The sequence below is a fragment of the Frondihabitans sp. 4ASC-45 genome (assembly GCF_049472575.1).
Lineage (GTDB): Bacteria > Actinomycetota > Actinomycetes > Actinomycetales > Microbacteriaceae > Frondihabitans.
In genome coordinates this window covers 161,008-187,350 of the sequence record NZ_JBCEBN010000006.1, presented here as the reverse complement: position 1 = coordinate 187,350, position 26,343 = coordinate 161,008, and the positions used below count along the sequence as shown (strand labels likewise).

Genomic DNA, 26,343 nt, shown 5'->3' with positions numbered 1-26,343 from the left:
AGGATCCCACGGGGCACGCTCCACAGCCACCTCATCGTGACCGTTCAGCAGACGCAGAGTCAGCGCAAGTGCTCCCCTCAGGGGCCGTCCGTAATGTTCTTCTCGTGCGGTTCCTGGGAGGGTTCCGGGGCATCGTTCTTCGTGGTGGGGAGCGGTGTCGTCACTATTGCATCGGTACGCATGATCGATGCCAGAAGGGCCGGGCCGCGGTGGGGATCGCGGTTCCGGCCCTTCGCCAATTCTCGGTTCGGGCACCCTGTGCCGCGTGGCGGGTGCCACGCGCCTAGTGCCACGTCCCGAGTGCCGCCTTATGCCGTCTACGGCGGGGGCCGCCCGGCATTCGGCGGCACTCGGCACACTGATCAGGCACAACGAGAACGCCCGCCCCTGCCGAAGCAGGAGCGGGCGTTCGTCGATCAGTCAGCTCGAGGGTCAGACCTCGACAGAGGCGTCAGTCGACTCCTCGGTCGCGCCGGAACCGTCGGTGTCGGCCTCGTCGGCCACGACCGGGGCGAGCGAGAGCTTGCCGCGGTCATCGATCTTGGTGATCTCGACGAGGATCTTCTGGCCGACTCCGAGCACGTCTTCGACGTTCTCGACGCGCTTGCCACCGGCGAGCTTACGAACCTCGCTGATGTGCAGCAGGCCGTCCTTGCCGGGGAGAAGCGACACGAACGCACCGAAGGTCGCGATCTTGACGACCGTACCGAGGAACTGCTCGCCGATCTCGGGGTTGGTCGGGTTCGCGATCGCGTTGACCTGCGCACGCGCGGCCTCGGCGGACGGACCGTCGACAGCGCCGATGTACACGGTGCCGTCTTCTTCGATGGAGATGTCGGCGCCGGTCTCGTCCTGGATGGCGTTGATCGTCTTGCCCTTCGGGCCGATCAGCTCGCCGATCTTGTCTTGCGGGATCTGGACGCTGATGACGCGAGGAGCGGTCGGAGCCATCTCGTCGGGGGTGTCGATGGCGCTGTTCAGCACGTTCAGGATGGCCGTCCGGGCCTCCTTCGCCTGCTTGAGAGCGGCGTCGAGCACAGCCGAGGGGATGCCGTCGAGCTTCGTGTCGAGCTGGATCGCGGTGACGAACTCGGAGGTACCGGCGACCTTGAAGTCCATGTCGCCGAGGGCGTCTTCGGCGCCGAGGATGTCGGTGAGAGCCGCGTAGCGGGTCTGGCCGTCGACCTCGTCGGAGACGAGACCCATGGCGATACCGGCAACCGGAGCCTTGAGCGGCACACCGGCGTTGAGCAGCGACAGCGTCGAGGCGCAGACGGAGCCCATCGAGGTGGAGCCGTTCGAGGAGAGCGCCTCAGAGACCTGACGGATCGCGTAGGGGAACTCTTCGCGGCTCGGCAGGACGGGGACGAGGGCGCGCTCGGCGAGGAAGCCGTGGCCGATCTCGCGACGCTTCGGCGAACCGACACGGCCGGTCTCACCGGTCGAGTAGGGCGGGAAGTTGTAGTGGTGCAGGTAGCGCTTCTTCGTGATCGGGCTCAGCGAGTCGATCTGCTGCTCCATCTTGAGCATGTTCAGCGTGGTGACGCCCAGGATCTGGGTCTCGCCGCGCTGGAAGATGGCGGAACCGTGGACGCGAGGAATGACCTGCACCTCGGCGTCGAGCGGACGGATGTCGGCGAGGCCACGACCGTCCATGCGGATCTGCTCGGTGAGGATGCGCGTGCGGACGACCTTCTTGGTGACCGACTTGTACGCACCCGAGACCTGGCCGTTGGCCGTGGCGGGCAGTTCGCCGGCCTCGACCTTGGCGGCGACAGCCGCCTTGACACGGCCCTTGAGCTCGTCGTCGGCGTTCTGGCGCTCGACCTTGGCGGCGATCTTGTAGACAGCCTTCAGCTCTTCTTCGGCGACAGCGGCGACGGCCGAGTAGACCTCGTCGGTGTACGGCGGGAAGACGGGATAGTCGGCGATCTCTTTCGCGCTCTGCGCGGCGAGCTTCGACTGAGCCTCGACGAGGACCTTGAGGAACGGCTTCGCCGCCTCGAGACCCTGTGCGACGACGGCCTCGTCGGGCTTGACGTCGCCGCCCTGGATGAGGCCCCAGGCGTGCTCGGTGGCCTCGGCTTCGACCATCATGATCGCGACGTCTTCGTTGCCCGCGGCATCGGTGACGACACGGCCGGCGACGGTGAGGTCGAAGACGGCGTCTTCGAGCTGCGACGCCTTCGGGAACGCGACCCACTGGCCCTTGATGAGCGCGAGGCGCACACCGGCGACGGGGCCGGAGAAGGGCAGACCGGAGATCTGGGTCGAGGCGCTGGCGGCGTTGATGGCCAGAGCGTCGTAGAACTCGTCGGGAGCGATGCTCAGGACGGTGATCACGATCTGGACCTCGTTGCGGAGACCGTCGACGAACGACGGACGCAGCGGCCGGTCGATCAGACGGCAGACCAGGATCGCCTCGGTGGAGGGGCGACCCTCACGACGGAAGAACGAGCCGGGGATCTTGCCCGCGGCGTACGAGCGCTCTTCGACGTCGACGGTCAGCGGGAAGAAGTCGAAGTTGTCTTTCGGGTTCTTCGAGGCGCTGGTGGCAGACAGAAGCATGGTGTCTTCGTCGAGGTACGCGGCGACGGCTCCCTGAGCCTGCTGCGCGAGACGGCCGGTTTCGAACCGGACCGTGCGGGTGCCGAACTTGCCGTTGTCGATGACGGCTTCGGCGAACTTGATTTCTGGACCCTCCATATGGGGGTTTTCTCCTCTTTGTTTTGAATCGTCTCCCCGTGTGGGAGGCGATGTCACTCAGTAGGAGCAGGAGGCTTCGAGGCACGAGAGGTGCGCATACGAACCCGGAGCGCCGAGAGTGGCGCCTGCGGTGGCGTATGCCTGGTCAACAGTAGAAACGCTCGGGCCCGACTCGAAAACGACGTCGAGGCCCGAAGATCACCACCGGTGACCAGCTGCTGCCAGCCTGGTCCTATGTGGTCGAGAGTAGCACCAGGCGATATTTTTCCTCCTGGCACGCGCCGAATGTGGCTCATGTGACTGGTGTTACTCGTGTGATCGGCGTTATGGTCGGGACCATGCCATTCGCCCGAGTGCGCCCGCGCACGCTGCGCCACCGTTCGCTGACCGTCGTGAGCGCGGTGGCCGTGGTCACCGTGACCTGTGGGATCCTCGTCTCTCCTCTGCCGGCGTCGGCGTACCCGTCGTGGAGCCAGGTCGAAGCGGCCAAGGGCAATGCCAGCGCCACGAAGAAGCAGGTCGCCAAGATCACGTCGGCCCTCGACGGCCTCGAGCAGGCCGCTGCCACGAAGAGCCAGGCGGCGCTGCAAGCCGACGCCGCGAACTCCGAGGCTCAGCAGAAGTACCAGGCCGCGAGCAGCCAGGCCGATGCCCTCGACGCCGAGGTGGCGAAGCAGAAGACCAAAGCGGCCGAAGCCCACCAGGAGGCCGGTCAGCTCGCGGCGCACCTGTTCCGTATCGGCGGCTCGTCGATGGAGGGTCAGCTTCTCACCGGCGAGAATGCCGACAAGACGCTGTACAAGCTTGGCGCCCTCTCGCAGTTGACGACGCAGTGGCAGACTGTGCTCGACCAGGCCACCGTCGCGAGTCGTTCGGTCTCGTCGCTGAGTGACCAGGCAAAGGTCGCCGCCGATGAGCGCGACCGTCTCGCCGCCACCGCGAAGACGGCCCTCTCGACCGCGCAGTCGGCCCAGCAATCAGCTGACGACGAGGTGGCGACCGCCACCCGCACGCAGTCGACCCTCTACTCACAGCTCGCCGCGCTGAACAGCACGTCGGCCACCCTCGAGAAGAAGTACCGCCAGGGCGAGGCCGCCAAAGCCGCCTACGCCGCGCAGCAGAAGCGGGCAGCCGAGGCCGCCGACGCGCTGGCCGCCCAGCAGGCTGCGGCAGCGAAGGCGGCTGCGGCGCCGGTTGCAGCGGCGCCGGTCTCGTCGGGTTCGTCAGGATCGAGCGGGTCGGGCGGATCCTCGGGTTCCGGGTCGTCGGGTGGTTCCGCTTCGTCGGGCGGCTCAGGATCCGCCGGAGGCTCGCTCGGGTCGGGCGTCGTCGACGATCCCGCCGGAGCCCAGGCCTACGCCCGCGGCGCCCTCCCCTCGCACGGCTGGGACTCGTCGCAGATGTCGTGCCTCGTGCTGCTCTGGAACCAGGAGTCGGGCTGGCGCACCAGCGCCCTCAACCCGTCGAGCCAGGCGTACGGCATTCCGCAGGCGCTCCCGGCGACGAAGCTCGCGACGGCCGGACTCGACTGGCAGACCAACTACCGCACGCAGATCAACTGGGGCCTCGGCTACATCGCCGCAGCCTACGGCTCCCCCTGTGGCGCCTGGTCGCACGAGGTCGCCCACAACTGGTACTGATCTGTCGCGACAGTCGACGCCCAGCACACCGGAAAGACTCGAGGATCCGGGTCTGCCGACCACAACGAGAACAGCCCGCCTTCCGAAGAGGGCGGGCTGTTCGAGTGAAGAGTGTAAGCCGCGAGCGGCTTTGCTTCAGTTATCGAGAATGGTCGTTATCGACGCAGTCCGAGACGCTCGATGAGAGCGCGGTACCGCGTGATGTCGACATCGCTGAGGTAGCCCAGGAGGCGACGACGCTGGCCCACGAGCAGAAGCAGGCCGCGACGCGAGTGGTGGTCGTGCTTGTGCTCTTTGAGGTGCTCGGTGAGGTCTTTGATGCGCTGAGTCATCACAGCCACCTGAACCTCGGGGGATCCCGTGTCGCCGGGGTGGGTCGCGTATTCTTCGATGATCGCAGTCTTCACTTCGGGTGCAAGTGCCATAGCTGGATCCCCTTTCAGTCGTTGCGCGGTGCTCGGCGCCGGATGCGCGAGCTCTCTTTCTCCGCGGCCGTTGGACGGCAACCTGCCTAGCGTACCAGCCCGGCAGGCTCCCGACGAGCCGGCGTCGAAACGGGCTTGCGGCCCGCCGACGCGAACGGCAGGAACATCAGCCGCAGCACGAGGGCGATCATCACGCCGATGAAGCCGCCGATGCCGTTGTGCTGGATGTCGGCGGCGTCGCTCACACGGGAGGAGAGGAACGAGCCCTGGAAGGCCTCGATGCCCGCGGAGAGGAGAACGCAGAGCCCCACGGCCACGAAGAAGAGCCGCTTCGGAAAGAACAGGGCCAGGAAGAAGCCGAGCGGCACGAACATGAGGGCGTTCGCGATCGACTCGACGACGGAGAAGGTGAGCCAATTCGTGGCGTCGTGGCGTTCGAAGAAGCCGAGAGCTCGGTAGAGGTACTCCCCCGTCGTGTGCCCGTAGACGGAAGGGCGCAGGGTCATCCACGCGACGGCCATCAGGTACAGGACGGTCACGACGAGGAGCCAGGGACGAAAGCGCATCCGAACAGTGTGCGGCACGGGCACCGGGTGAGCCTGTGTGCACCCGGTCTATCCGCTGATGGGATCGGTATTCGGGTCTGGAGGACGACGGCCGGTCATCCTTCCGGGTGAGAGGGGGTCCGCCAGCGGGCGACCGGGACTGTCAGCGGCTCTCTCTAGGCTTGCGGCGTGGACATCCTCGCCTCGCTCTGGTCACGGGCAACCCAGACTTCTCCGCCCCTCGAGTTCGCGATGCTCGCCGGGGCTCTCGTGGTCGGGGCACTCCTCGTCGTCCTCCCGGGCACCTGGCACACGGTCCGGCACGCCGTGACGGTTGTGCACGAGGGCGGGCACGGTCTCGCGGCCGTCGTCACGGGGCGCCGCCTGACCGGCATCCGACTGCACTCCGACACCTCCGGCCTCACCGTGTCGAAGGGTCCGCGCACCGGCCCGGGAATGGTGATCACCCTGCTCGCCGGCTACACGGCACCCGCCCTCGCCGCGCTCGGCGCCTCCTGGATGCTGAGCCGTGGGTATTCGGCGGGGCTCCTCTGGGCACTCCTGCTCGTGCTGGCTCTAATGCTGATCCAGATCCGCAACTGGTTCGGGCTCTGGGTGATCCTCGTCGGGGCAGCCATCGTGTTCGCCGTGACGTGGTTCGCCACCCCCGAGTGGCAACTCGTCTTCGGGCACGTGCTCGCCGTCGTGCTCGCACTCGGCGCACTTCGCGCCAGCATCGAGCTCCAGGCCAGCCGCACCCGCAGCCGCACGCAGCAGTCCGACGCCGATCAGCTCGCCCGGCTCACCCACCTGCCCGGGCTGTTCTGGGTGTTCGTGTTCGTCCTGGTAGCTCTGGTTGCCGCTGTTGCCGACGTGTGGATGCTCGTGCCACAGGGGCTGCTGACCGTCTGAGCCGCCGAACGGGCGGCCCCCCGGCGTCAGGCCGGGGCGGAGGCGAGCGCGTGCACGGGCACGCGTGAATCGAGGCGCCCGCGACCATCGAGCCCGTCGAGCTCCAGCAGCACGGCGATGCCGACGACCTCGTAGCCGGCGCGTTCCAGCAAAGTCATCGAGGCCTCGGCCGTTCCGCCCGTCGCCAGCACGTCGTCGACGACGAGCACCCTCGAGCCCGCGGGCAACTGGCCGGGGCGCAACTCGATCGACGCCTCGCCGTATTCCAGCGCATACGTCTCGCTGAGAACCTCGCCGGGGAGCTTGCCGGCCTTCCGCACCGTGAGCACGCCGGTGCCGGTCTGCGCGGCGATTCCTCCGGCGAGCGCGAAGCCCCTCGCCTCGATGCCGGCGACCGCGGTGAAGCCCCCCTCGAAGGGCTCGGCGAGGGCGGCGCACACGACGCCGAACGCCTCCGCATCGGCGAACACGGGGGTGATGTCGCGGAACAGGATTCCGGGCTTGGGAAAGTCGGGGATGACCGCCGTGAGGCGGTCGATGAGCTCGGAGGCGCTGGAAGCAGACATACCCTCCAGCCTAGAGAACCGACTGCGGATCCTTCGCCTCGCCCCTGTGCCCCGGACTGGGGTGACTCCCTCCCCCGAACGGGCGCTCGTTGTTTGCGTGCCCGACTGATGGACTTGGACGACGGCCGACGCCGAGTGCACGGGGTGCTCGCGGGGCCGATTTCAGGGGTGTCTCATCGCGAAGTCAGGCCAGCGTCTTCGATGGATCGTGCGCGTCGTCGCGATGACGGGCGCCGCGGCCGTCGTCGGAGTCGGCCTACTGCAGGGGATGGACGTGCACGCCGCGCCGGCGAAGGTGCTGACCGTGGCGCAGGTGCAGAAGGCGAAACCGAAGACGCTCTTTCCGGGCGGTCTCGCGACGCAGCCCGACACGAAGGCGGCTTCCGTCGTCGCCGACCTGAAGAAGGCGAAGCGCACCGCCGATGCGAGAGCCATCGCGCAGATCTCGTCGCAGCCCGTCGCGGTCTGGCTCGGCGACTGGTACACCACGGCCCAGCTCAAGTCGGTCATCGCGAAGTCCCTCTCCAATGCGGAGGCGCAACACCGCACGGCGACCTTCGTGACCTATGCGATTCCCGAACGCGACTGCGGCGACTATTCGGCGGGTGGGCTCACCGCGGCGCAGTACGGGCCGTGGAACAAGGTCGTCGCGGCAGCGCTGAAAGGGCACCGCGCCGCCGTGATCGTCGAGCCGGACGCGCTGGCGATGATCAGCAACTGCCCCTCGGTCGAGAAGACCCGCGTGCCGCTGATTAAGGCGGCGGTGTCGACGCTCGCCGGTGCCGGCGTCACCACCTACCTCGACGCGGGCAACTCGCACTGGGTCGACCCAGCCGTCATGGCTTCCCGCCTCCGAGCCGCCGGCATCGCCAAGGCCCGGGGTTTCGCAACCAACGTCTCGAACTACTACCCCACCGCCGACGAACGCGCCTACGGCACGAAGGTGTCGAAGCTCACCGGCGGATCGCACTTCGTCATCGACGTGTCGCGAAACGGAACCGGCTGGAAGGGCACCTGGTGTAATGCCACGGGCGCGGGCCTCGGCGTGAACCCGCGCGTTGGATCCGGTTCCACGAAGGTGGATGCCCTGCTGTGGGTCAAGACGCCGGGCGCCAGTGACGGCACCTGCAACGGCGGGCCGACCGCCGGCACCTGGTGGGAGGACTACGCCCTCGCCCTGGTGAAGAACCGCACCGCGACGAAGTAGCCCCCGAGCCGTCTTCTCTAGGGGACGTCGACCACGGTCAGCCGCTGCGTCGGCCGAGTCATCGCCACGTAGAGCGAGGCATTGCCCCGCGACGACAGCGCAAGGATCCGAGACGGCGAGACCACGACGACCGAATCGAACTCGAGACCCTTCGACGTCGCCGGGCTCAGCACGCTGATGGGCCGGGTGAGCGAGGCTGTGCCGGGCGCGACCTGGCCCGGGAACCGGGCGTCGAGCGTCTCGACGAGAGTCGTGACGAGCTCGGGCGGGGCGATCACGGCGAGGGTGCCGGAATCGTCGATGTCGCGGTCGACGACGACGGCCTCGAGCGTGGCTGCCGCAGGATCCTGCGAAGCCGTCTCTCGGACCGGCCACTCGCTGGCGCGCACCGACCGGCTCGGGGTGATCGCCAGTCCGCTCGCCCGGGCGACGCCCTCGGCGTACTCGACGATCTGGCTCGGGGTGCGGTAGTTGACGGTGAGCTCTTCGAGACGCCAGGCGCCCTCGCGGCGGCGGCGGCCGAGGAGGCTCTGAAGGGCGCGCTCCCACGAATCGGCGGATGCCGGCGACGACGCCTGGGCGATGTCGCCCACGACGGTGAACGACCGCAGTGGGCAGCGACGGGCGAGGAGGCGCCACTGCATGGGCGAGAGCTCTTGCGCCTCGTCGACCACGACGTGACCGAAGGCCCAGGTGCGGTCGCCGCCCGCCCGCTCGGCGGTCGTCATGGAGGCGGCCCGCTCGGCGAAGTTGCCCGCGATGTCGGACGCCGTGACCATCCCCTCGACCTGCATGTTCTCGATCGCGCGCTCGGCGTTCTCGATGTCGCGCTTCTGCTGCTGCTTGCGGGCGCGCTTCTCGGCGTCGACCACCGCGTCGAATTCGCCGAGCAGCTCGGCGGCCTCGTCGAGCAGCGGAACGTCGCTGATCGTCAGCGCCTCGCCGCGGGGTCGCCGGAGGAGCGCCCGCTGCTCGGGGGTCCACTGGGGGGTCAGCGAGGCGAGCCAGTTGGGCCGGGCGTAGAGGTCGTCGAGGAGCTTCTGCGGCGTCAGCGGCAACCAGGCCGTGTTGAGGAGCACGCGCACGTCGTACGACTGGCGGATGTCGTCGCGGAGCACGAGTTCGTCGGAGTCGTCGATCGTCGTGCCGCGGGCCTTGAGCTGGGCGACGAGCTGCTTCGACAGGGCGGCGAGCGCGTGCTTGTTGAACGTGACGCGACCCTCGTTGTGCGGCTTGCCGCGCTCCTGAGCACGACGCATCGCCTCGGCCACCAGCTGCGGCTGCACCGTCATCCGCTCACCGTCGATGTCGACCACGGCGGGCTCGGTCGGAACGATCTGCCGCGAGCGGACGGCACGCTTCAGCAGGTCGGCCATGCGAGCCGACCCCTTGGCTGCGGCGACGTCGGGTGCATCGTCGACCGTCGCCTCGACGCCGGGATAGAGGCCGCCGAGGCTGGACAGCACGACGCCGGACTCGCCGAGTGACGGCAGCACCTGCTCGATGTAGCGGAGGAACGACCGGCTCGGGCCGACGACGAGCACCCCGGAACCGCGGAGGCGCTCGCGGTGCGAGTAGAGCAGGAACGCGGCCCGGTGCAGGGCGACAGCCGTCTTACCGGTGCCCGGCCCACCCTGGACCACGAGGACTCCGTCGAGGCCGGAGCGGATGATGCGATCCTGTTCGCCCTGGATCGTCGCGACGATGTCGGTCATGCGCCCGGTGCGCTGCGCCGTCAGGGCGGCCATCAGCGCGCCCTCGCCCTGCAGCTGCGCGTCGCCGCGATCGAGCAGGGTCGGGTCGAAGACCTCGTCTTCGATACGGGTGACCGTGCGCCCCTCGAGCGTCAGGTGCCGGCGAGCGCGGGCGCCCATCGGGGTCGCGGCGGTCGCCTGGTAGAAGGCGCTCGCACCCGGAACACGCCAGTCGAGGAGGATCGGGTGATGCTCGGTGTCGCGGAGCCCGACCCGGCCGATGTAGCGGTAAGCGCCGGTACTGCCGCCGCCATCGCTGCCGTCAGTGACGTCAGTGCCGTCGGGGCCGTCAGTGCTGCCACTGCTGACGGTGTTGTCGGGGCGGTCGCCCTTACGCAAGGGGCTCGTCGTCTCGTCGGGCTGCTCGAGCTCGAGGCGCCCGAACGCGAGCCGGTCGTCGACCTCGCTCAGCTGGGCGAGGGTGTCTTCGTAGAGCCGCGCATACGCGTCGCGCTCGCTTCGGCTCTGATGATTGCCACCGACCATGTCGCGGCGGGTGGCGACCAGTCGTTCTCGCGCTTCCGCTTTAAGCAGGTCGAGGCGTTCGTAGAGCGTCGACACGTAGTCGCGTTCGCGGTCGAGTTCAGATGGCAACAGGCGTGCACTCCTCGGGAAAAGTCGGCCTTAATTCTACCCACCCGTGACCGGGCCCTCCGGACACCCCGTTTAACCGCGAAGACCCGCACGACCGGTGTGAACGCTCCCCTTGGAGGGGTGTTCTCACCGGTCGTGCGGGTCTGAGTCGCAGTGGGAGCTAGAACTCCTCGTGCGTCTCGGGGTCGCCGTCCCAGAGGCGTCCGCGCTCGAGGCCGGAGATGCGCACCACCTCGTCGTCACTCAGCTCGAAGCCGAAGACGTCGAGGTTCTCGCGCTGACGCCCGGTGTCGGCCGACTTCGGCAGCGGCACGGCGCCGAGCTGCACGTGCCAGCGCACCACGACCTGGGTCGGGGTGACGCCGTGGGCGGCCGCGATGTCGACGATGACCTGCTCGGTCAGCAGTTCGGACTGCTTGCCGATGGGGCTCCAGCTCTCGGTCACGATGCCGAGCTCAGTGTGGACTGCGCGAAGGGCCGCCTGCGGGAAGTACGGGTGCAACTCGACCTGGTTGACCGCGGGAACCACGCCGACCTCGTCGATGACCCGGCGCAGGTGGGCCTCGGTGAAGTTCGAGACTCCGATCGAGGTGATGAGCCCGTCGTCCTGCAGCTTCTTGAAGGCCCGGAACGACTCGACGTACTTGTCGATGCGCGGCAGCGGCCAGTGGATCAGATACAGGTCGACGTGGTCGAGCCCGAGGTTCGTGCGGGTCTCCTCAAAGCTCGCGAGCGTCTCGTCGTAACCGTGGTGACGACCGGGCAGCTTCGACGTGACGATGATCTCGTCGCGCGGCACGTCGGTCTCGCGCACGGCGCGACCCACGGCGTCTTCGTTCTCGTAGTTGAGAGCGGTGTCGAGGATCCGGTACCCGGTCTCGAGCGCCGACTTCACCGCGTCGGTGCCCTCGGCGCCGTTCAGCTTGTACGTGCCGAGGCCGACCTTCGGGAAGGCCGTCCCGTCGTTCAGCGGGGTGGTGGGGACGCTGATGGGCTCGGCCATCAGCTCACGCCCAGGAGGTCGATGATGAAGATCAGGGTCTTGCCGCTGAGCTGGTGGCCGCTGCCGGCGGGGCCGTAGGCGAGGTGCGGGGGCAGGACGAGCTTGCGACGGCCGCCCACCTTCATGCCGGGGATGCCCTCCTGCCAGCCGCGCACGAGTGCCGCGAGGGGGAAGTTGATGGATTCGCCGCGACCCCACGAGGAGTCGAACTCTTCGCCGGAGTCGTACTCGACGCCCACGTAGTGGACGTTGACGGTCGAGCCGGACTGGGCCTCGGCTCCGTCGCCGACGGTGATGTCGGTGATCTCGAGCTGCGCGGGAGCCGGGCCCTCGGGAGCGTCGATTTCGGGCTTGGTAGATGCGTCGTGAGTCATGCCCCCAGTCAAGCATGAGAGCCCGGTGGGGCGTCGCATGCCGGTGATGAACCCCGTGGGAGCGCGATGGGCTGCTCGCTCGCGTCCTCCCTGCGAAGGAATCGAGTGGGCAGCCCATCGACAAACCGGTGATGCCGTTCACACCGAGAATCGAGTCATCAATGCGAACGCATGCAGGCTACGCCGGTTCTTGCACGGTCTGCAAACCGGTGCGTTAACGGGCAGACTAGAGCCTTGTCCAATCACGCCCCCGGGGCCGAGGCCCCCGCCCGCAAGCGCCTCTTCGTCGACCTGAGCCCGCTCCGCGAGAGCCCGGCATTCGCACGGCTCTGGATCGGCTCCTCCATCTCCGGCATCGGGGCGCAGCTCACCCTCGTCGCCGTCGGTCTCGAGATCTACGACATCACCAAGTCGACCTTCGCCGTCGCGCTGGTGGGCGTCATCTCTCTCGTGCCGATGATCATCGCCGGCCTCTACGGCGGCATGCTCGCCGACGCCTTCGACCGCCGGATCGTCGCCATCATCGCCGCCGTCGTCGCCTGGGTCACGACAGGATGCATCGCCCTGCACGCCTGGCTCGGTCTCGACAACGTCGCCCTGCTCTACGCGCTCACCACGGTCGACGCCGTCGCGGCCACGGTGATCGGCACGTCGCGGGCCGCCATCGTGCCTCGGCTCCTCCCCGCACGCCTGCTGCCCGCGGCGTCGGCGCTGAACGGCATCGGCACCGGCGTGCAACTGACACTCGGACCGGCGCTGGCCGGGATCCTCGTCGCCTCCGTCGGTTTCCCGCTCACCTACACGGTCGACGTGGTGCTCTTCACGACGGCGTTCCTCGGGATCCTCGCCCTGCCTGCGATCCGACCCGAGGGGGCGACCCAGCGACCAGGGCTCGAATCGCTCCTGTTCGGCATCCGGTTCTTGCGCCGCTCCCCCAACATCCGCATGACCTTCATCGTCGACATCATCGCCATGACGTTCGGGCAACCGCGAGTGCTCTACCCGGTGGTGGGCGCCATCCTCATCGGGGGCGGAGCGGTCACTGTCGGCGTGCTCACGGCGTCGTACGCGGTCGGGGCGCTCGTCTGCAGCGTCTTCTCGGGGCGGCTCGGGCAGGTGCGGCGACAAGGATCCGCGGTGAACTGGGCCATCACCGCGTACGGGGCGTGCATCCTCGCATTCGGGGTCGTCCTCCTCGTCGCACAACTCGGCGGCGAGCACGGAACCGGCGGGCTCACCGACGACTTCTGGTCGGCGAACCTCGGTGCCATCGCGTTCGCGGCGCTCGCCCTCGCCGGTGCGGGCGCGGCCGACAACGTCTCGTCGATCTTCCGGTCGACCATCTTGCAGTCGGCGGCGCCCGACGCGATGCGAGGACGCCTGCAGGGCATCTTCATCGTCGTGGTGACCGGCGGGCCGCGCCTCGGCGACCTCTTCGTCGGGCTGCTGGCGCTGGCCGGAACGGTGTGGCCGCCGCTGCTCGGAGGCGCGCTCATCATCGCGCTGATCGGGCTGCTCGCGCGGGTGCAGCCGTCGTTCCGCCGGTACGACTCGCTGAACCCGACGCCGTAGTGGCGTGCGCCGTGGTCTGGTGTGCCGAGGTCGGTCGGGCTGCTTGCAAATTTGAAGGAGATCCGTCACCCCGACCCCGCCCGATCGGCATGGACGCGTGCCGGCGCTGCAGTTTCTCCTTCAAATTCGGAGGCGGGCGTGGACCGGTGCGGCGAGGCGACGGGGATCGGCCGAGGTCGCGCGCCGCGGCGGTGTGACATCAGCCGATTCGCGCGAGGTCGGGCAATGCGACGCTGATCGGCCGAAGTGACGCGGCGAGCCACGACGGATTGGCCGAAACGCGTCGCTTGACTAGCGGCCGGGCCAGCACCCGCAGGATCCGGCAGCCCCTAGCCGGGGTCGACGCCCGAGCGCCCGGCACCCGGGTTCGGCTCGGCCCACGCCGGCATGCCCGACGGACGGCTCGCCCACTGGCCCATTCCTGGCCCGCCCATCCCCGGACCGCCCGCGGCCGCGACACCCGGTGCCTGCAGGTACGGCCGGGCCGAGGCAATCGCCGCGAGCAATTCCTGCTCGTCGCTTTGAGCGGCCGCCCTTCCCGCCGCCGAGTGCCGCATCGACACGATCTTCTGGCGCGTCGACGCCAGCCGCGTCGCATCGGAGATGAACCCGGCCATGACCGGCCCGAGCCCGTTGTATTTCGCCCATCGTTGGGCGCGGCGTCGTGATGCTCCCGACGAGAGCATCGCCACCTCGGTCTGGTCGAACCAGCCCGCGCCCGCGTAGTCGGCGAGACGCAACCTCGTCACGCGTCGCTCGAGGTAGCGGAGTACGACCACGAGCACGACACACGCCACGAAGATCGGCACCTGAACCAGCACGTAATAGGCGAGGAACCGGTCGCCGACGACGACGAGTGCGCCGTTCCACAGGGCGTGGAGCAACATCGCCGGCACGAGCCCCACCGCGAAATACCCGAGGGCGCCGAGAGGCCCGGTGCGCCGCGAGGCCACCCCGAGCGCGAAGCCGACGCACGCGGTGTAGATGATGTGCCCGAACGGCGCCATAAGCGCCCGCACGAGAAAGACACCGGCCACGCTCTCGCCGCCGAACGCCTGGTGGACGACCTGCACCGAGAAGTACTGGATGTTCTCGACGAACGCGAACCCCGCGGCGACGGTCGCCGCGTAGACGATGCCGTCGATCGGGCCGTCGAAGGTGCGGCGGAAGATCCAGAGCACGAGAAGTACCCCGACGCCCTTCGCCGTCTCTTCGACGACGGGCGCCTGGACCACGGCGCCGACGATGTCGGCTGTCTCGCTCTCGCCGGAGGCACCGAGCGCACTCTGCACGGTCTGGACGGCGAAGTCGAAGAGGAGGGCGGCCCCGACCGAGACGCCGGCACCCCAGAAGAAGGCGAAGATCAGGGCCACCCGGGGCTCGGGCTCCCATCGGTCGACCAGCCAGATACCGAACAGGACGATGACGAGCGGGACGACGGCCAAGAGAATGCCGATCGTGAGCACCTCGGTGGGCAGCACGGACACGAAGTAGACGACGACCGCCGCCGCGAAGCAGGCGATCACGACGAACCCGACCGCGAGCGCGGCGAAGCTCGTCGCGGGGCTCCTCCGTCGGAGGGCGGGCGGCGGATGCGGGCTGTTCCCCCAGGTCATGGGTCGAGAGTACCCGCGGCCTCCGACACCGACACCCGGCCCCGGTATCCTGAGGCAATGACGGGACGAGCGCTGCGACCGGCGCAACCCTCTCGAGAGGGCGCGCTTCGTCTCGGGAACCGGGTGTCTCGGATCCTCGTCGCGATCTGGTCGCCGATCTGGGCCGTGCTGCGCGCAATCGGCCGTCTCGCGCGTGCCGTGGCGCTCGTCGTGGCCCGACTCACCTGGCCGATCCTCCGGCCCATCGGCCACGCGACAGCCGCACCCTTCGTCGTCGGCTGGCAGAAGTGGCTCGTGGTCGGGGCGAAGGATCCCATTCCGTGGCGGTATGCGCTCCGGCGCACCTACCACGGGTTCCTCCGGCACCGGACGGTCGACGCCGGCGCCGCCCTCGCCTTCTTCTCGACCCTCGCCATCTTCCCGGGTGCGCTCAGCGTCGTATCGGCGGTGGCCCTCGGGCAGAGCGACGGCGACGCGGTCGATGACATCCTGAACATCGCCCGGCTCGGCATTGGCCAGTCGGCCGCGGACGCCCTCCGACCGCCGTTGATCTCGCTGCTGAGCCTCTCGGTGCCGGGGGTGTCGCTCGGGGTTGGGCTCTTCTTGACGCTCTGGTCGCTCTCCGGCTACGCGTCGGCCTTCGGTCGCGCGCTGAACATGATCTACGGCGTGCAAGAGGGGCGCCGGTTCGCGAAGTTCCGGCTCGAGATGCTGCTGCTGTCGGCCGTGATGATGGTGCTGTTCGCCGCGATCGCCGCGATCTTGCTCATCACCCCGTCGATCGCCGAAGCCATCGGGGCGCAGTTCCGGTTCGGGGGGCTGCTCGTGCTGCTCTGGAACTACCTCAAATGGCCGGTGCTGGTCGGCATCGTGGTGCTCACCATCGCGCTGCTCTACTACTTCTCGCCCAACGTGAAGCACCCCCGCGTGCGCTGGGTGTCGTACGGTGCCCTGTTCGCGATCGGCGGCTGGGCCCTGGCAACGGTCGGCTTCGCGATCTACGTCACGACGTTCTCGAACTACGACCGGGTGTACGGGTTCCTCGGCGGAGCCGTCGTGGTGCTGGTCTACGCCTTCATCTCGAACTTCGTGCTGGTGCTCGGCGGCGAACTCGACTCGCAGATCATCCGGGTTCGCTACCTGCAATCGGGCGTCGAGGCGGAAGGGCTGATCCCGCTGCCTCTGCGCGACAGCAAACGCAACCTCGCCCTCGCACGGCACCAGTCGCTCGACCTCGTCGACGGCCGGACGATGCGCCTCAAGGCCGTCCGCCTCTACGGCGAGCCGACCCTCGACGAGCACGGGCAGCCGCACATTCGGCCGCGATTCCAGACGATGTCGGGCAGTGCGCGGCCGGGGCTCAGCGACGAGGACGACCGCGCGGGGCAGTAACTTTTGGGCGCGGCGGTGGCCGCGGCGCCGGGCCTCGACTGGATCCTTCGTGCGCAACGAGAGCCGCCGCGCCGGACCTCGGACAAGCCTCGGCCATCCGGCGCTGCGGCCCGGTCGCGCCGTGCCTCGGTCGTCCGGCGCTGCGGCCACCGCCGCGCCGTGCCGGGAGACGAGATGCAGGATCCTTCTCTCCCGCCCGCTGGGCGCTGGCGCGGCGAGACTCCAGAAGTTGCCCATGCGGGCAGCTCGACATAGGCCATTACTGGAGTCTCGCGGCCCAGAGGTGAAGAAAAGGGAGGATCAGCCCGTTGTCTCGTCGGCGTGAGCCGCATCGAGCGACGCCAGGTGCTTCGTGATCTGCTCGGCGGTGACGACCGGGATCGACGACGTGATCGCCTCGAGACCCGACAGGCGCGCGGGCGACAGGACGTGCTCGACCTGCTCGGCCGTCATCAGTCCGGCGGCGACCACGAGGGTCGCGATCGGCGTCTCGGTGGCGAGGGCCGTGTGCGCGATCGACGCCGCAGCCGCGTAGCCGATGTACGGGGTGAGGGCCGTGACGACGCCGATGTTGGTCTCGACCTGCTGTGCCAGCCGCGACGTGTTGGCCTGGATCCCGTCGATGCAGTTGACGCGCAGCGTGCGGCAGGCCCGAGAGAGCCACGAGACGCTCTGCAGGATCGAGTTGGCAATGACGGGCTCGAACGCGTTGAGCTGGAGTTGACCGGCCTCGGCCGCCATCGTGACCGTCACGTCGGCGCCGGCGACCGCGAAGGCCACCTGGTTGACGACCTCGGGGATCACGGGGTTGACCTTGCCGGGCATGATCGAGGATCCGGCCTGACGTGGTGGGAGCGTGATCTCTCCGAGGCCGGCCTGAGGCCCGGACGACAGGAGCCGCAGGTCGTTGCAGATTTTCGACAGCTTGATCGCGCTCCGCTTGAGCGCTCCCGACACGGTCATGTAGACGCCCGCGTCGCTGGTGGCCTCGATCAGGTCGGGGGCCGTGACCATCTCGATGCCCGTCAGCTCGGAAAGGTGGCGACGCACCGCCTCGGCGTACTTCGGGTCGGCGGTGATGCCGGTGCCGATGGCCGTCGCGCCGAGGTTGATCTCGGCGAGAAGCGGCAGGGTGTCGCGGAGGCGCTCCTGGTCTTCGCCGAGGGTGTGCGCGAAGCCGGTGAACTCTTGGCCGAGGGTCATCGGCACGGCGTCTTGCAGCTGCGTGCGGCCGACCTTGAGCACGTTGCGGAACTCGGTGCCCTTGGCCGCGAAGGCGTCGGCCGTCCGGCCCAGCTCGTCGACGAACGGGCCGAGGGCGAGGATCATCGCGAGCTTGATCGCGGTCGGGTACGTGTCGTTGGTCGACTGGCTGCGGTTGACGTCGTCGATCGGGTGCAGGAATTCGTACTCGCCGCGCGCGTGCCCCAGGATCTCGAGGGCACGGTTCGCGATGACCTCGTTGCTGTTCATGTTGGTGCTGGTGCCCGCACCGCCCTGCATCACACCGACGCGGAACTCGTCGTGCAGTGCTCCGCCGCGGATCTCGTCGCAGGCCTGCTCGATGGCGCGGGCTTTGACGGGGTCGAGCACGCCGATCTCGACGTTGGCGCGGGCCGCCGCCTGCTTGACGACCGCGAGCGCCACGACCAGCTCCGGGTACACCGAGATCGGCCGGTTCGCGACCGGGAAGTTCTCGACCGCACGCAGCGTGTGGATGCCCCAGTAGGCATCGGTCGGCACGTCGCGCGAGCCGAGCGAGTCGGTCTCACGTCGCATGGTGGGCTCGCTGGTGGCTACTCGGACGTCGTCGTCGGTCATGCGCCAAGCCTAGCTTTCGCGTCGGTTTCGTCGAGGGTTGAACTGAGGCTAGTCGGGCCCGGCCGCCAATTTGAGAGCGATCCGGCGGAGCACACCCCGTGCGGCAGTAACTGGTGTGACTGCGGGGCAGGATCGCTCTCGAATTGGCGGGGCCGAATCTCACGCGATGGTCTATGCGCATGCATGGGTGGACAGAGGGTTCTTCCAGGCGTTTCGGCGGACTACCCCAGAAATGGTCCGCATACTCGCCGCTTCGCCCGCGGCCGATCCGATTCGACGCCGGGCGAGCATTCCGTCACCGGACCGCCATCCGCCCGACCCGTGCACCGAGCCGCAGCTCGAGCCGAGAGGGCACGGCCCTGCCGCCCGTCCCCCCGCCGCGCCGCAGAGCCCGACGTCGCCCTGCCTTCGTCGAGATGGCGAGAGCCGGTCGAGCCATTGGACCGATTTGCCCGTCAGCACCACACCCCTGCCCGAAACCCGACACTCCCTCGGGGCCAAGCGCCGCCGAGTTCGCCGCATCCGTCTCGCCGGCCTCACCGGAACCGTCGCGACCGCCGCCGTGCTCTGCACCGGCCTCGTCACGGGAGTGGCATCAGGATCCGCCTTCGGCCTGCCGACCGCCGCGGGCACGCCGAGCGCCCTCACCACGGCCCTGGACGTCGTCGCTCCCGGTCAGACGGCGACCGCGAAGTCCGACTTCACCGTCACCGACTCGTCGGGTGACCGCGTCTCGGTGCACGCGGGGTCGGCCGTGAGCCGGTCCACCGCGAACACCGTCGCCACCATCGCACTGGCCTCCGGCAAACACGCCGCAGCCGAGGCGAGCGGCAAAGTCAACGCGTCCGAGCTCAAGACGTCGCTCGCGTCGCTCGCCGGTTATCAGAAGCTCGACGCCGACACGGTGCTCGCCCGGGCCGACGCCACGCAGGATGCCGCCGCCGACGTCACGACCGCGACGGAGAAGGTCGAGAAGCGGGCGGCCGCCAAGGCCGCCGCCGCTCGAAAGGCGGCGCAGGCGGCCGCAGCGAAGGCGAAACAGGACAAGGCCGACGCCGTCCGCCAAGCCGCCGAGAACACCCCGGCCGGGGCGAAAGCAACCGCCCAAGCACTCATGTCGAGCCAGTACGGGTGGGGCTCCGACCAGTTCTCCTGCCTCGTGTCGCTCTGGACCAAGGAGTCGGGGTGGAACTACCAGGCGTACAACGCCTCCGGTGCCACCGGGATCCCGCAGGCGCTCCCCGGCAGCAAGATGGCCAGCGTGTCGTCGGACTGGGCGACCAACGCCACCACCCAGGTGATCTGGGGGCTCGGCTACATCTCGGCGTCGTACGGGACGCCTTGTGCTGCCTGGGCTCACTCGCAGGCCAATAACTGGTACTGAATCGTCTTGAGAGGGGCTAAGGCGCGGGAGCGAAGACGCGCAGAGCAGCCGGCACGACCTCGATCGTCACCGGCAGGGCGCCGATCCGCTCCCCGTCGCCATACGCCACGACGTCACGCGCCGCGATCGACACCCGCCGGGCCCGTGACAACCGCACCCGGGGGTCGTCGCCGTGCGTGCCCTTCGCGACCCGCGGGAACAAGCGCAAGAACCCGACGCGCGACAGCCGCTCGACGATCAGCACGTCGAGGAGACCGTCGTCGATCACGGCGTCGGGCAAGAGAGTGATGCCGCCCCCGACCGAGCGGGCGTTGCCGACGGAGACGAGCGTGCCGGCGACGCGGGAGGCGACCCCGTCGACGACGACGTCGTACTCGACCTGCCGCAACCGCAGAAGCTCCAGCACGAGCGCGAGGTCGTACCGTGCCCGGCCGCGGGGGCGTCGGATCCTATTGGCCCGCTCGTTGACGAAGGCGTCGAAACCGGCCGAGACTCCCCCGGCCACCCAGGTGGGCTCGGCGCCGTCGCGCGTCACCCGTAGCAGATCGACGGGGCGCGGCGCCTCGCGAAGCAACTCGACCAGTCTCTCGATCGCGCGGGCGGGGTCGTCGAAGGGCAGCCCGAGCGCCCGCGCCATGTCGTTGCCCGTCCCCGAGGGCACCAGGCCGAGAGGCACACCCGTCTCGGCGACGAGCCCCACACCGAAGCTGACCATCCCGTCGCCGCCGACCACGACGAGCGCGTCGACCGTCGTGGTCTCGAGCTCGGATCGAACCGCCGTCTCGAGAGCCTCCTGCGATTCGCGCTGGAGCGGGACGACGTCGTGCCCGGCCTTCTCCAGTGCCGCGGTCACGGCGGGGCCGACGGGACGATGTCTGCCGAACGAGGCCGACGGATTGATCGCGACCAGGATGCGAAGGCACGGCGACGTCGGCATAGACCGATCATGGCAGAACCCCGGCGGCTCGGGTCGGCCCTCCGGCGGTACGATCACGCCATGACCGCCGAGCAGGAAGGCTCCGCCGAGGATCCCGACCGCCGCCGCCTGGCCCTCACCGAACTCGCGTTCGCCCCCGGCGCGGACCCACAGGTCGCCGCCGAGGCCGCCGCGGCCCTGCGCGAGTACGACGCCGAGCAACGACGGCAGCGCGAGGCCGCCTCACCGTCACCCGCGAGCGCAGCAGACCCTACTCCCCCGGCACCCGACGCACCGGAGGAGGCCGAGCCGGCCCGACCGAAACGCCGCGCGTGGCTCGTGGCCGGGGTCGCGCTCGCCGCAGCGATCGCCCTCGCCGCGACGATCCACGGCGTGACCGACGCGAATCAGGCGAGTGTCGAGACGAAGCCGTCCCCGTCGGATCCTTCGCCGACCTCGCCCCTGCCGTCGGTGCTGTCGAGGGCGCTCGACCGCGCCGAGGTGCCGACCGACGCTCTGCCCGTGGCGATTCGAGGCGAGGTCGATCTGGGGTCGAGCCGCGTGATCTACGACGAGGATCCCTCGTTGTCGGCCACCGCAGACCGCTGGCGGCTCTGGGTCGGGTACGGCGTCGACTCGGCCCAGGTGTGCTTCGTGGCGACATACGACAACGTCGGCGACGCCGTCTCGTGCGTGCCGAAGCAGCGGGCCCTGGTCGACCGCGTGGTGCTGGTCTCGACGCTGCCCGGCCGACGGTTCGAGATGCTCGCGAACGGTGGCGCGATCGCCGTGCAGGTCGACTGACCCGGAGCGGTCAGCTCGCGTGCAGCGCCGGGACGATGAGGTAGATGCCGAACAGCACACCGAGCGCGCACACGGTGAAGCAGGCGTAGGCACCGACGACCGCGGCACGAGGCCGCCCGTCGACGGCCAGCAGTCGCAGCCCGGACGCATAGATCGTCACCAGCGCACCCGCCGAGACCAGCGAGACAAGGGCCACCAGCAGAAATGCTCCCCAGTTGATCATCGGACTTCCTCCTCGGCACCCAGTTCGAACAGCGACGACTCGTCGCTCATACGGCGTCGCTCAGCGAGGAGCTCGTCACCGCGTTTCTTGAGCAGGCTGCGGCGCTCGCTCCGCGTCAAGACGGAGTTCATGGCGACGTCGACCTCGAGGGCGTTGGACTGCTCGTGCGGTTTGCGGCGCGAGGCGACGAAGATGCCGACGATGACCCCTGCCCCGAGCACCGCGTCGATGACGAGCCCGACGACGCCGATACGGGCGATGAGCTCGCACGCTGCGCCGACGAGCCCGGCGGCGGGAAGCGTGATGAACCAGGCGATGACGATCTTGCCCGCGGTGCCCCACTGGATCGTCGAGCCGCGACGGCCGAGGCCGGCACCGATGATCGAGCCCGACGACACCTGCGTCGTCGAGAGCGCGAAGCCGAGGTGACTGGAGGCGAGCACGGTGGCCGCGGTCGATGCTTCGGCCGAGAAGCCCTGGGTCGCCTTGATGTCGGTGAGACCGCCGCCCATGGTCTGGATGATTCGCCAGCCTCCGGTGTAGGTGCCGAGCGCGATGGCCAGAGCGCAGACGAGGATCACCCAGAACGGTGGGTTCGCGCCCGAGCCGAGGAACCCGCCCGCGATCAGAGCGAGGGTGATCACGCCCATCGTCTTCTGGGCGTCGTTGGTGCCGTGAGCCAGCGCCACGAGCGACGAGGTGAAGATCTGCCCGACGCGGAATCCGCCGCGCTGGTTCTTGCCAACCGGGCGACGGGTGATCCGGTACGCGAGGCGGGTGGCGAGGAAGCCGACGAGCCCGGCGACGAGGGGTGCGAGCAGCGCCGGGAGGACGACCTTCGACAGCACGACTCCGAAGTCGACCGAGTTGGTGCCCGCACCGACGAGTGCCGCGCCGATCAGGCCACCGAAGAGCGCGTGCGACGACGACGACGGCAGACCGCGCAGCCAGGTGATCATGTTCCAGATCACGGCGCCGATGAGGCCGGCGAAGATCATCGTCGGGGTGATCTCGACACCGCCCGGGCCCTCGCGGATGATGCCGCCCGAGATGGTCTTCGCGACCTCGGTCGAGAGGAAGGCACCCACCAGGTTCAACAGGGCGGCCACCGTTACGGCGACCCTGGGCCGCATCGCCCCGGTCGCGATCGGTGTCGCCATGGCATTGGCGGTGTCGTGAAAGCCGTTCGTGAAGTCGAAGAAGACGGCCAGAAGAATGACCAGAACGACTATGAGGGTGAGATCCACCGGCCTGACTCTTCCAGTCGGCTGAACGGATTGCAAACGCGCGGTGGACGGCGTGTGAACAACCGCCCGACGGGCGTCGCCGTCAGATATGCGGCACGAAGTCCTGCCACACGCGCCGCCGCTCTCCGCGCGGGTCGAACTCCACCCGATCGACGCGGTCGATGATCAGCGTCCGCCTGCGGAACGGGTCGTACGACGGCCAGTCGGCGACCCCTCCCGTGACGACGAACTCCAGCCACCGCCGCCGCATCCGGGCCGCCGTCGCGAGGAAGGCCCGCCGGCCCCCGAGCAGGCTCATCGCCGCGCCAAAGGCCGAGTTCATCCGACCGAAGAGCGCCCACAACTCCAGACCGTGGAACGCGTCAACCCCCGCGAGACGCAGGATCCGGGGCGCCGCGTCGAAACGGTAGAAGTAGACGCGGGCGAACCGGGCGTGCCTCTCCGCCACCTTCACCGACGGGAACCAGAACGAGAAGTCGCCCCCGAAGTCGAGGGCGGGACGCCGCGCCGGCAGGCCCGGGTACTGCTTGGTGATGGCCTTGCGCGCCTTCTTGGTCGTGTTGGCAAAGATCGCGCGGATCCTGAGCGGTGTCGTCGCCAGGATGTCGCGCCGCCCCGTGAAGACCGAGCCCTCTCGGTCGTTGGTGCCGATGATCAACGGCACCGGGTGCGCACGCCCGGCCTTGAAAGCGTCGAGGGGGCGCTCGGGCAAGAAGTCGCCGTCGATCACGGGCGACAGGAAGATCGAGCCGGGCTGATCGTCGGGAGCCCGGAGGAACAGCTTCGACGTCGCCCGGACGATGTGGTGCGCGCCGGCCTTCTCGAGCAGGGCGACCGCGTCTTCGTGCGAGGTCGACTCGAGGTCGTCGTCGCGCACCTCGCGGCTGAGCAGCTCGAGCAGCTCGCCCGCCCACTTCTCGGTCACTTGGCGGGGGTAGATGGCGTTGGTCGGCGACGACTGGGCGATGGCTCCGGCGAAGAGACCCTTCGCGCTCGGCACCGTCATGAGCGTCGTCACCGCGTTTCCGCCCGACGATTCACCCGAGATCGTCACGCGATCGGGGTCTCCCCCGAACTCGCGGATGTTGTCGCGGACCCACTCGAGGGCCTTCACCTGGTCGCGGAGCCCGAGGTTGGAGTCGATCGGTCGCTCCTCGGTCGACCAGGCCGTGAGATCGACGTAGCCGAATCCGCCGAGCCGGTAGTTGAACGAGACGTAGACGATTCCGCCCTCGCGCACGAGCTGCTCGCCCTGCCGCGGAAACTCGCGCGACGATCCCACGGCATACGCGCCACCGTGGATGAACACCAGGACGGGCAGGGAGGCGCCCGCCTCGGATCCTTCGGGGGCGATCACGTTGATCGACAGGCAGTCTTCGTCTTGCGGGGTCGTCGCGTCGATTCCCACGAACCGGTCGCGATCCTGCGGGCACGCCGGCCCGAAGTGCCGCGCGTTCCGCACGCCGCGCCAGGGCGGAGGATCCGACGGGGCCCGGTACCGCAGGGAGCCCACGGGTGCCGCCGCGTACGGGATTCCCCGCCACGCCCTGATTCCGCGCTCGGCCACACCGAGCACCTCGCCTGAGGTCGTCCGCCTTCGCATCACCCCCGCATGCTACGAAACCCGGATGAACCCCGAGCACAGGCGGAGCCTGGGTGCCACCTGGCAGAATGGAACTCCTGCGCTCACTGCACGATGGACGGAACCCACGTGGAACTTCTCGAACTCCTTCTCATCCTCGCGGGGTCTCTGACGATCACGGCGTTCGCGCGCTGGCGCGGTCTGCCCGCTCCCCTGCTCGTGGTCGCCGTCGCACTACTCGTCTCGTTCATCCCCGGGCTTCCGGACATCGAGATCGACTCCGAGGTGATCCTGACGATCATCCTTCCCCCGCTCCTCTACTCGGCTTCGCTCGACGTGTCGTTCCAGAACTTCCGCCAGAGTCTCGTGCAGATCCGCCGTCTCGGCATCTTCCTGGTCATCGTGACCGCGCTCGTCGTCGGCTGGATCGCCTACGTGCTGATCCCCGACATGACTCTGCCCGCGGCGATCCTCGTGGGGGCCGTCGTCGCCCCGCCCGACGCCGTCTCAGCCGCCTCGATCGGCCGCAAGCTCGGCCTGCCCCGCAAGATGATGGCCGTCATCTCGGGCGAGAGCCTCATCAACGACGCCGCCTCGCTCACCCTGGTCAAGGTGTTCCTCGCCATCGTCGGCGGCGCGGCGCTCACCATCTGGCAAGACCTCGGCATCTTCGGGCTGGCGATCGGCGTCGGCGTCGCGGTCGGCCTCGTGCTCGGCATCGTCGCCCACTACCTCCGCATGCACGTCAAAGACCCGGTGGTCGAGATCGTGATCGGCCTGATCCTGCCGTTCCTCGCCTACATCTCGGCAGAGCAGTTGCAGGGCTCCGGCGTGCTCGCGGTCGTCGCCGCCGGGCTCTACGTGGGCTACAACTCGCCGAAATCGGGCTACGCCTCGCGTCTCCAAGAGCGACCCATCTGGGCCGCGGCCGACGTCACACTCGAGGGCTTCGTCTTCGCGCTGATCGGACTGCAGCTCAGCACGGTCGTGACCGACGTCACCGAGAGCGGCCGCAGTCTGGGCCAGAGCGTGGGAGTCGCCTTCATCGTGCTCGGGGTGGTGATCGTGGCGAGACCCATCTTCATCTTCGTCACCTACTACTGGTCGCGCGGCATCAAGTTGATCGTGCACGCGCGCTTCCGGCGGTTCCGACGAGCCCGCGTCCGGCGCATGATCTGGGGGAGGCGAGATCCGAAGCTGTCGTGGCAGCAGCTGCTCGTGCTCTCGTGGACAGGCATGCGCGGCGTGGTGACCCTCGCGGCGGCCGTCTCGATCCCCGTCATCACCGAGAGCCGTGTCGAGGTGCCCGCCCGTGACGTGATGTTCCTCATCGCGTTCGTCGTGACCGTGGGCACACTGCTGCTGCAGGGGCTCACCCTGCCCTGGGTGATCCGCCGACTCGGTGTTCAAGACCTCACGCAGGCCGAACGCGACGTCCAGGCCGAGCTCAAGCTGGTCTCCAACAGCACTCAGGAGGCCGTCGACTACCTTGACACCCGACGCGACGCCTGGGCCAAAGAGTGGGGCGACGAGTCGATCGACCGGGGCATCACCATCTTGAAGGAGCGCCTGCAGCGGCAGGACGCCGCCTTTCGGCAGGGCCTCCGCGAAGACAGCGACGCCGAATCGGACGAGCAGGATCCCGCGGCCGAGTCGATCGAGCCCGCTTCGCCCGAGCGCGGGGCCGACATGCGATCCACACCGCACGTCGTGATCCCCGACATCACGCCCGATCCGACGCTGGCCCGACCCGCCCGCAATAACGCCCGCGCCCTCGCCAGTATCCGGCGGGAGCTGCTGCAGAAACGGCGCGAGGTCGTGCTGCGCGAGCGAGACAACGGCAACCTCGACGAGGAGGTCATGCGCCGAGTGCTGCTCGGACTCGACGCCGAAGAGCTCGCCATGGACACGTCGGCGGTGTCGCGCACGAGGTCGTAGGCGTCGTCCGCGAGGTCGTAGGCGTCGTCCGCGAGGTCGTAGGCGTCGTCAACGAGGTCGACGGCGTCACGCCGGGTCGCCTGTGGATGGCCGCGGCGGGTGTCGGCGGTCGGGGTTATCGT

21 protein-coding genes are annotated in these 26,343 nt (G+C 68.9%); 8 read left to right on the top strand and 13 right to left on the bottom strand.

What is annotated here, in order from left to right; translation table 11 throughout:
* Nucleotides 1-432 precede the first annotated feature (432 nt).
* Nucleotides 433-2,706 carry a polyribonucleotide nucleotidyltransferase gene (locus VH571_RS11260; protein WP_055962554.1) on the bottom strand — a complete coding sequence of 758 codons (2,274 nt, stop codon included), beginning with the start codon at nucleotides 2,704-2,706 and terminating at the stop codon, nucleotides 433-435.
* Between the two features lie 338 nt (nucleotides 2,707-3,044).
* Between VH571_RS11260 and VH571_RS11255 the strand changes: the two genes are divergently transcribed.
* Nucleotides 3,045-4,346: a coiled-coil domain-containing protein gene (locus tag VH571_RS11255; protein ID WP_423264643.1), complete on the top strand. Its 1,302-nt coding sequence runs from the start codon at nucleotides 3,045-3,047 to the stop codon at nucleotides 4,344-4,346.
* A gap of 155 nt (nucleotides 4,347-4,501) precedes the next feature.
* Here VH571_RS11255 and rpsO read toward each other — a convergent pair whose 3' ends face one another.
* Both rpsO and VH571_RS11245 read right to left on the bottom strand, forming a co-directional pair.
* A complete protein-coding gene (gene rpsO / locus VH571_RS11250; RefSeq protein WP_055962559.1) occupies nucleotides 4,502-4,771 on the bottom strand; it encodes a 30S ribosomal protein S15 in 270 nt (89 codons plus the stop codon).
* 86 nt (nucleotides 4,772-4,857) lie between these two features.
* A complete protein-coding gene (locus VH571_RS11245; RefSeq protein ID WP_123942479.1) occupies nucleotides 4,858-5,337 on the bottom strand; it encodes a VanZ family protein in 480 nt (159 codons plus the stop codon).
* Nucleotides 5,338-5,505: 168 nt separating this feature from the next.
* On the opposite strand from VH571_RS11245, the gene VH571_RS11240 reads away from it, so the two are divergent.
* The gene (locus VH571_RS11240) at nucleotides 5,506-6,228 is read left to right on the top strand and encodes a M50 family metallopeptidase (protein WP_055962565.1); all 723 of its coding nucleotides are present in this window, start codon (nucleotides 5,506-5,508) and stop codon (nucleotides 6,226-6,228) included.
* A gap of 26 nt (nucleotides 6,229-6,254) precedes the next feature.
* On the opposite strand, the gene VH571_RS11235 is transcribed toward VH571_RS11240, so the two are convergent.
* The gene (locus tag VH571_RS11235) at nucleotides 6,255-6,794 is read right to left on the bottom strand and encodes an adenine phosphoribosyltransferase (RefSeq protein ID WP_055962568.1); all 540 of its coding nucleotides are present in this window, start codon (nucleotides 6,792-6,794) and stop codon (nucleotides 6,255-6,257) included.
* 208 nt (nucleotides 6,795-7,002) lie between these two features.
* Here VH571_RS11235 and VH571_RS11230 point away from each other — a divergent pair, with 208 nt between their 5' ends.
* Nucleotides 7,003-8,001: a glycoside hydrolase family 6 protein gene (locus tag VH571_RS11230; RefSeq protein WP_423264642.1), complete on the top strand. Its 999-nt coding sequence runs from the start codon at nucleotides 7,003-7,005 to the stop codon at nucleotides 7,999-8,001.
* Nucleotides 8,002-8,018: 17 nt separating this feature from the next.
* On the opposite strand, the gene VH571_RS11225 is transcribed toward VH571_RS11230, so the two are convergent.
* From VH571_RS11225 to VH571_RS11215, 3 genes are all read right to left on the bottom strand, one after another.
* A complete protein-coding gene (locus VH571_RS11225) occupies nucleotides 8,019-10,352 on the bottom strand; it encodes a UvrD-helicase domain-containing protein (protein ID WP_423264676.1) in 2,334 nt (777 codons plus the stop codon).
* A 157-nt stretch (nucleotides 10,353-10,509) separates the two neighbouring features.
* Nucleotides 10,510-11,352, bottom strand: a complete 843-nt coding sequence (locus tag VH571_RS11220; protein WP_055962577.1) for an aldo/keto reductase — start codon at nucleotides 11,350-11,352, stop codon at nucleotides 10,510-10,512.
* Nucleotides 11,352-11,726 carry an FKBP-type peptidyl-prolyl cis-trans isomerase gene (locus tag VH571_RS11215; protein ID WP_055962579.1) on the bottom strand — a complete coding sequence of 125 codons (375 nt, stop codon included), beginning with the start codon at nucleotides 11,724-11,726 and terminating at the stop codon, nucleotides 11,352-11,354. Before VH571_RS11215 ends, VH571_RS11220 begins: the two co-directional genes overlap by 1 nt.
* A gap of 234 nt (nucleotides 11,727-11,960) precedes the next feature.
* Here VH571_RS11215 and VH571_RS11210 point away from each other — a divergent pair, with 234 nt between their 5' ends.
* Complete coding sequence (locus tag VH571_RS11210) at nucleotides 11,961-13,298, top strand: MFS transporter (protein ID WP_423264641.1); 1,338 nt, start codon at nucleotides 11,961-11,963, stop codon at nucleotides 13,296-13,298.
* Nucleotides 13,299-13,627: 329 nt separating this feature from the next.
* On the opposite strand, the gene VH571_RS11205 is transcribed toward VH571_RS11210, so the two are convergent.
* Nucleotides 13,628-14,914: a PrsW family intramembrane metalloprotease gene (locus VH571_RS11205; RefSeq protein ID WP_423264640.1), complete on the bottom strand. Its 1,287-nt coding sequence runs from the start codon at nucleotides 14,912-14,914 to the stop codon at nucleotides 13,628-13,630.
* Between the two features lie 57 nt (nucleotides 14,915-14,971).
* Between VH571_RS11205 and VH571_RS11200 the strand changes: the two genes are divergently transcribed.
* On the top strand, nucleotides 14,972-16,306 hold the full coding sequence (locus VH571_RS11200) for a YihY/virulence factor BrkB family protein (protein ID WP_423264638.1): 1,335 nt from the start codon (nucleotides 14,972-14,974) through the stop codon (nucleotides 16,304-16,306).
* Between the two features lie 300 nt (nucleotides 16,307-16,606).
* Here VH571_RS11200 and VH571_RS11195 read toward each other — a convergent pair whose 3' ends face one another.
* Nucleotides 16,607-18,127, bottom strand: a complete 1,521-nt coding sequence (locus tag VH571_RS11195) for an aspartate ammonia-lyase (protein WP_423264637.1) — start codon at nucleotides 18,125-18,127, stop codon at nucleotides 16,607-16,609.
* A gap of 448 nt (nucleotides 18,128-18,575) precedes the next feature.
* Between VH571_RS11195 and VH571_RS11190 the strand changes: the two genes are divergently transcribed.
* The gene (locus tag VH571_RS11190; protein ID WP_423264636.1) at nucleotides 18,576-19,511 is read left to right on the top strand and encodes a phospholipase; all 936 of its coding nucleotides are present in this window, start codon (nucleotides 18,576-18,578) and stop codon (nucleotides 19,509-19,511) included.
* Nucleotides 19,512-19,527: 16 nt separating this feature from the next.
* On the opposite strand, the gene VH571_RS11185 is transcribed toward VH571_RS11190, so the two are convergent.
* A complete protein-coding gene (locus tag VH571_RS11185) occupies nucleotides 19,528-20,448 on the bottom strand; it encodes a diacylglycerol/lipid kinase family protein (protein WP_423264635.1) in 921 nt (306 codons plus the stop codon).
* 9 nt (nucleotides 20,449-20,457) lie between these two features.
* On the opposite strand from VH571_RS11185, the gene VH571_RS11180 reads away from it, so the two are divergent.
* Nucleotides 20,458-21,231 (top strand): hypothetical protein, encoded by a 774-nt coding sequence (locus VH571_RS11180; RefSeq protein ID WP_423264634.1) that lies wholly within the window; start codon nucleotides 20,458-20,460, stop codon nucleotides 21,229-21,231.
* 10 nt (nucleotides 21,232-21,241) lie between these two features.
* Here VH571_RS11180 and VH571_RS11175 read toward each other — a convergent pair whose 3' ends face one another.
* The 3 genes from VH571_RS11175 to VH571_RS11165 all read right to left on the bottom strand — a co-directional run bounded on the left by VH571_RS11175 (nucleotide 21,242) and on the right by VH571_RS11165 (nucleotide 24,304).
* On the bottom strand, nucleotides 21,242-21,454 hold the full coding sequence (locus VH571_RS11175) for a hypothetical protein (protein ID WP_055962610.1): 213 nt from the start codon (nucleotides 21,452-21,454) through the stop codon (nucleotides 21,242-21,244).
* A complete protein-coding gene (locus VH571_RS11170; protein ID WP_084816190.1) occupies nucleotides 21,451-22,701 on the bottom strand; it encodes an inorganic phosphate transporter in 1,251 nt (416 codons plus the stop codon). Before VH571_RS11170 ends, VH571_RS11175 begins: the two co-directional genes overlap by 4 nt.
* Before the next feature lie 82 nt (nucleotides 22,702-22,783).
* Nucleotides 22,784-24,304 (bottom strand): carboxylesterase/lipase family protein, encoded by a 1,521-nt coding sequence (locus VH571_RS11165; protein WP_423264675.1) that lies wholly within the window; start codon nucleotides 24,302-24,304, stop codon nucleotides 22,784-22,786.
* Between the two features lie 108 nt (nucleotides 24,305-24,412).
* Here VH571_RS11165 and VH571_RS11160 point away from each other — a divergent pair, with 108 nt between their 5' ends.
* The gene (locus tag VH571_RS11160; protein ID WP_423264633.1) at nucleotides 24,413-26,221 is read left to right on the top strand and encodes a cation:proton antiporter; all 1,809 of its coding nucleotides are present in this window, start codon (nucleotides 24,413-24,415) and stop codon (nucleotides 26,219-26,221) included.
* The last annotated feature ends 122 nt before the right edge of the window (nucleotides 26,222-26,343 follow it).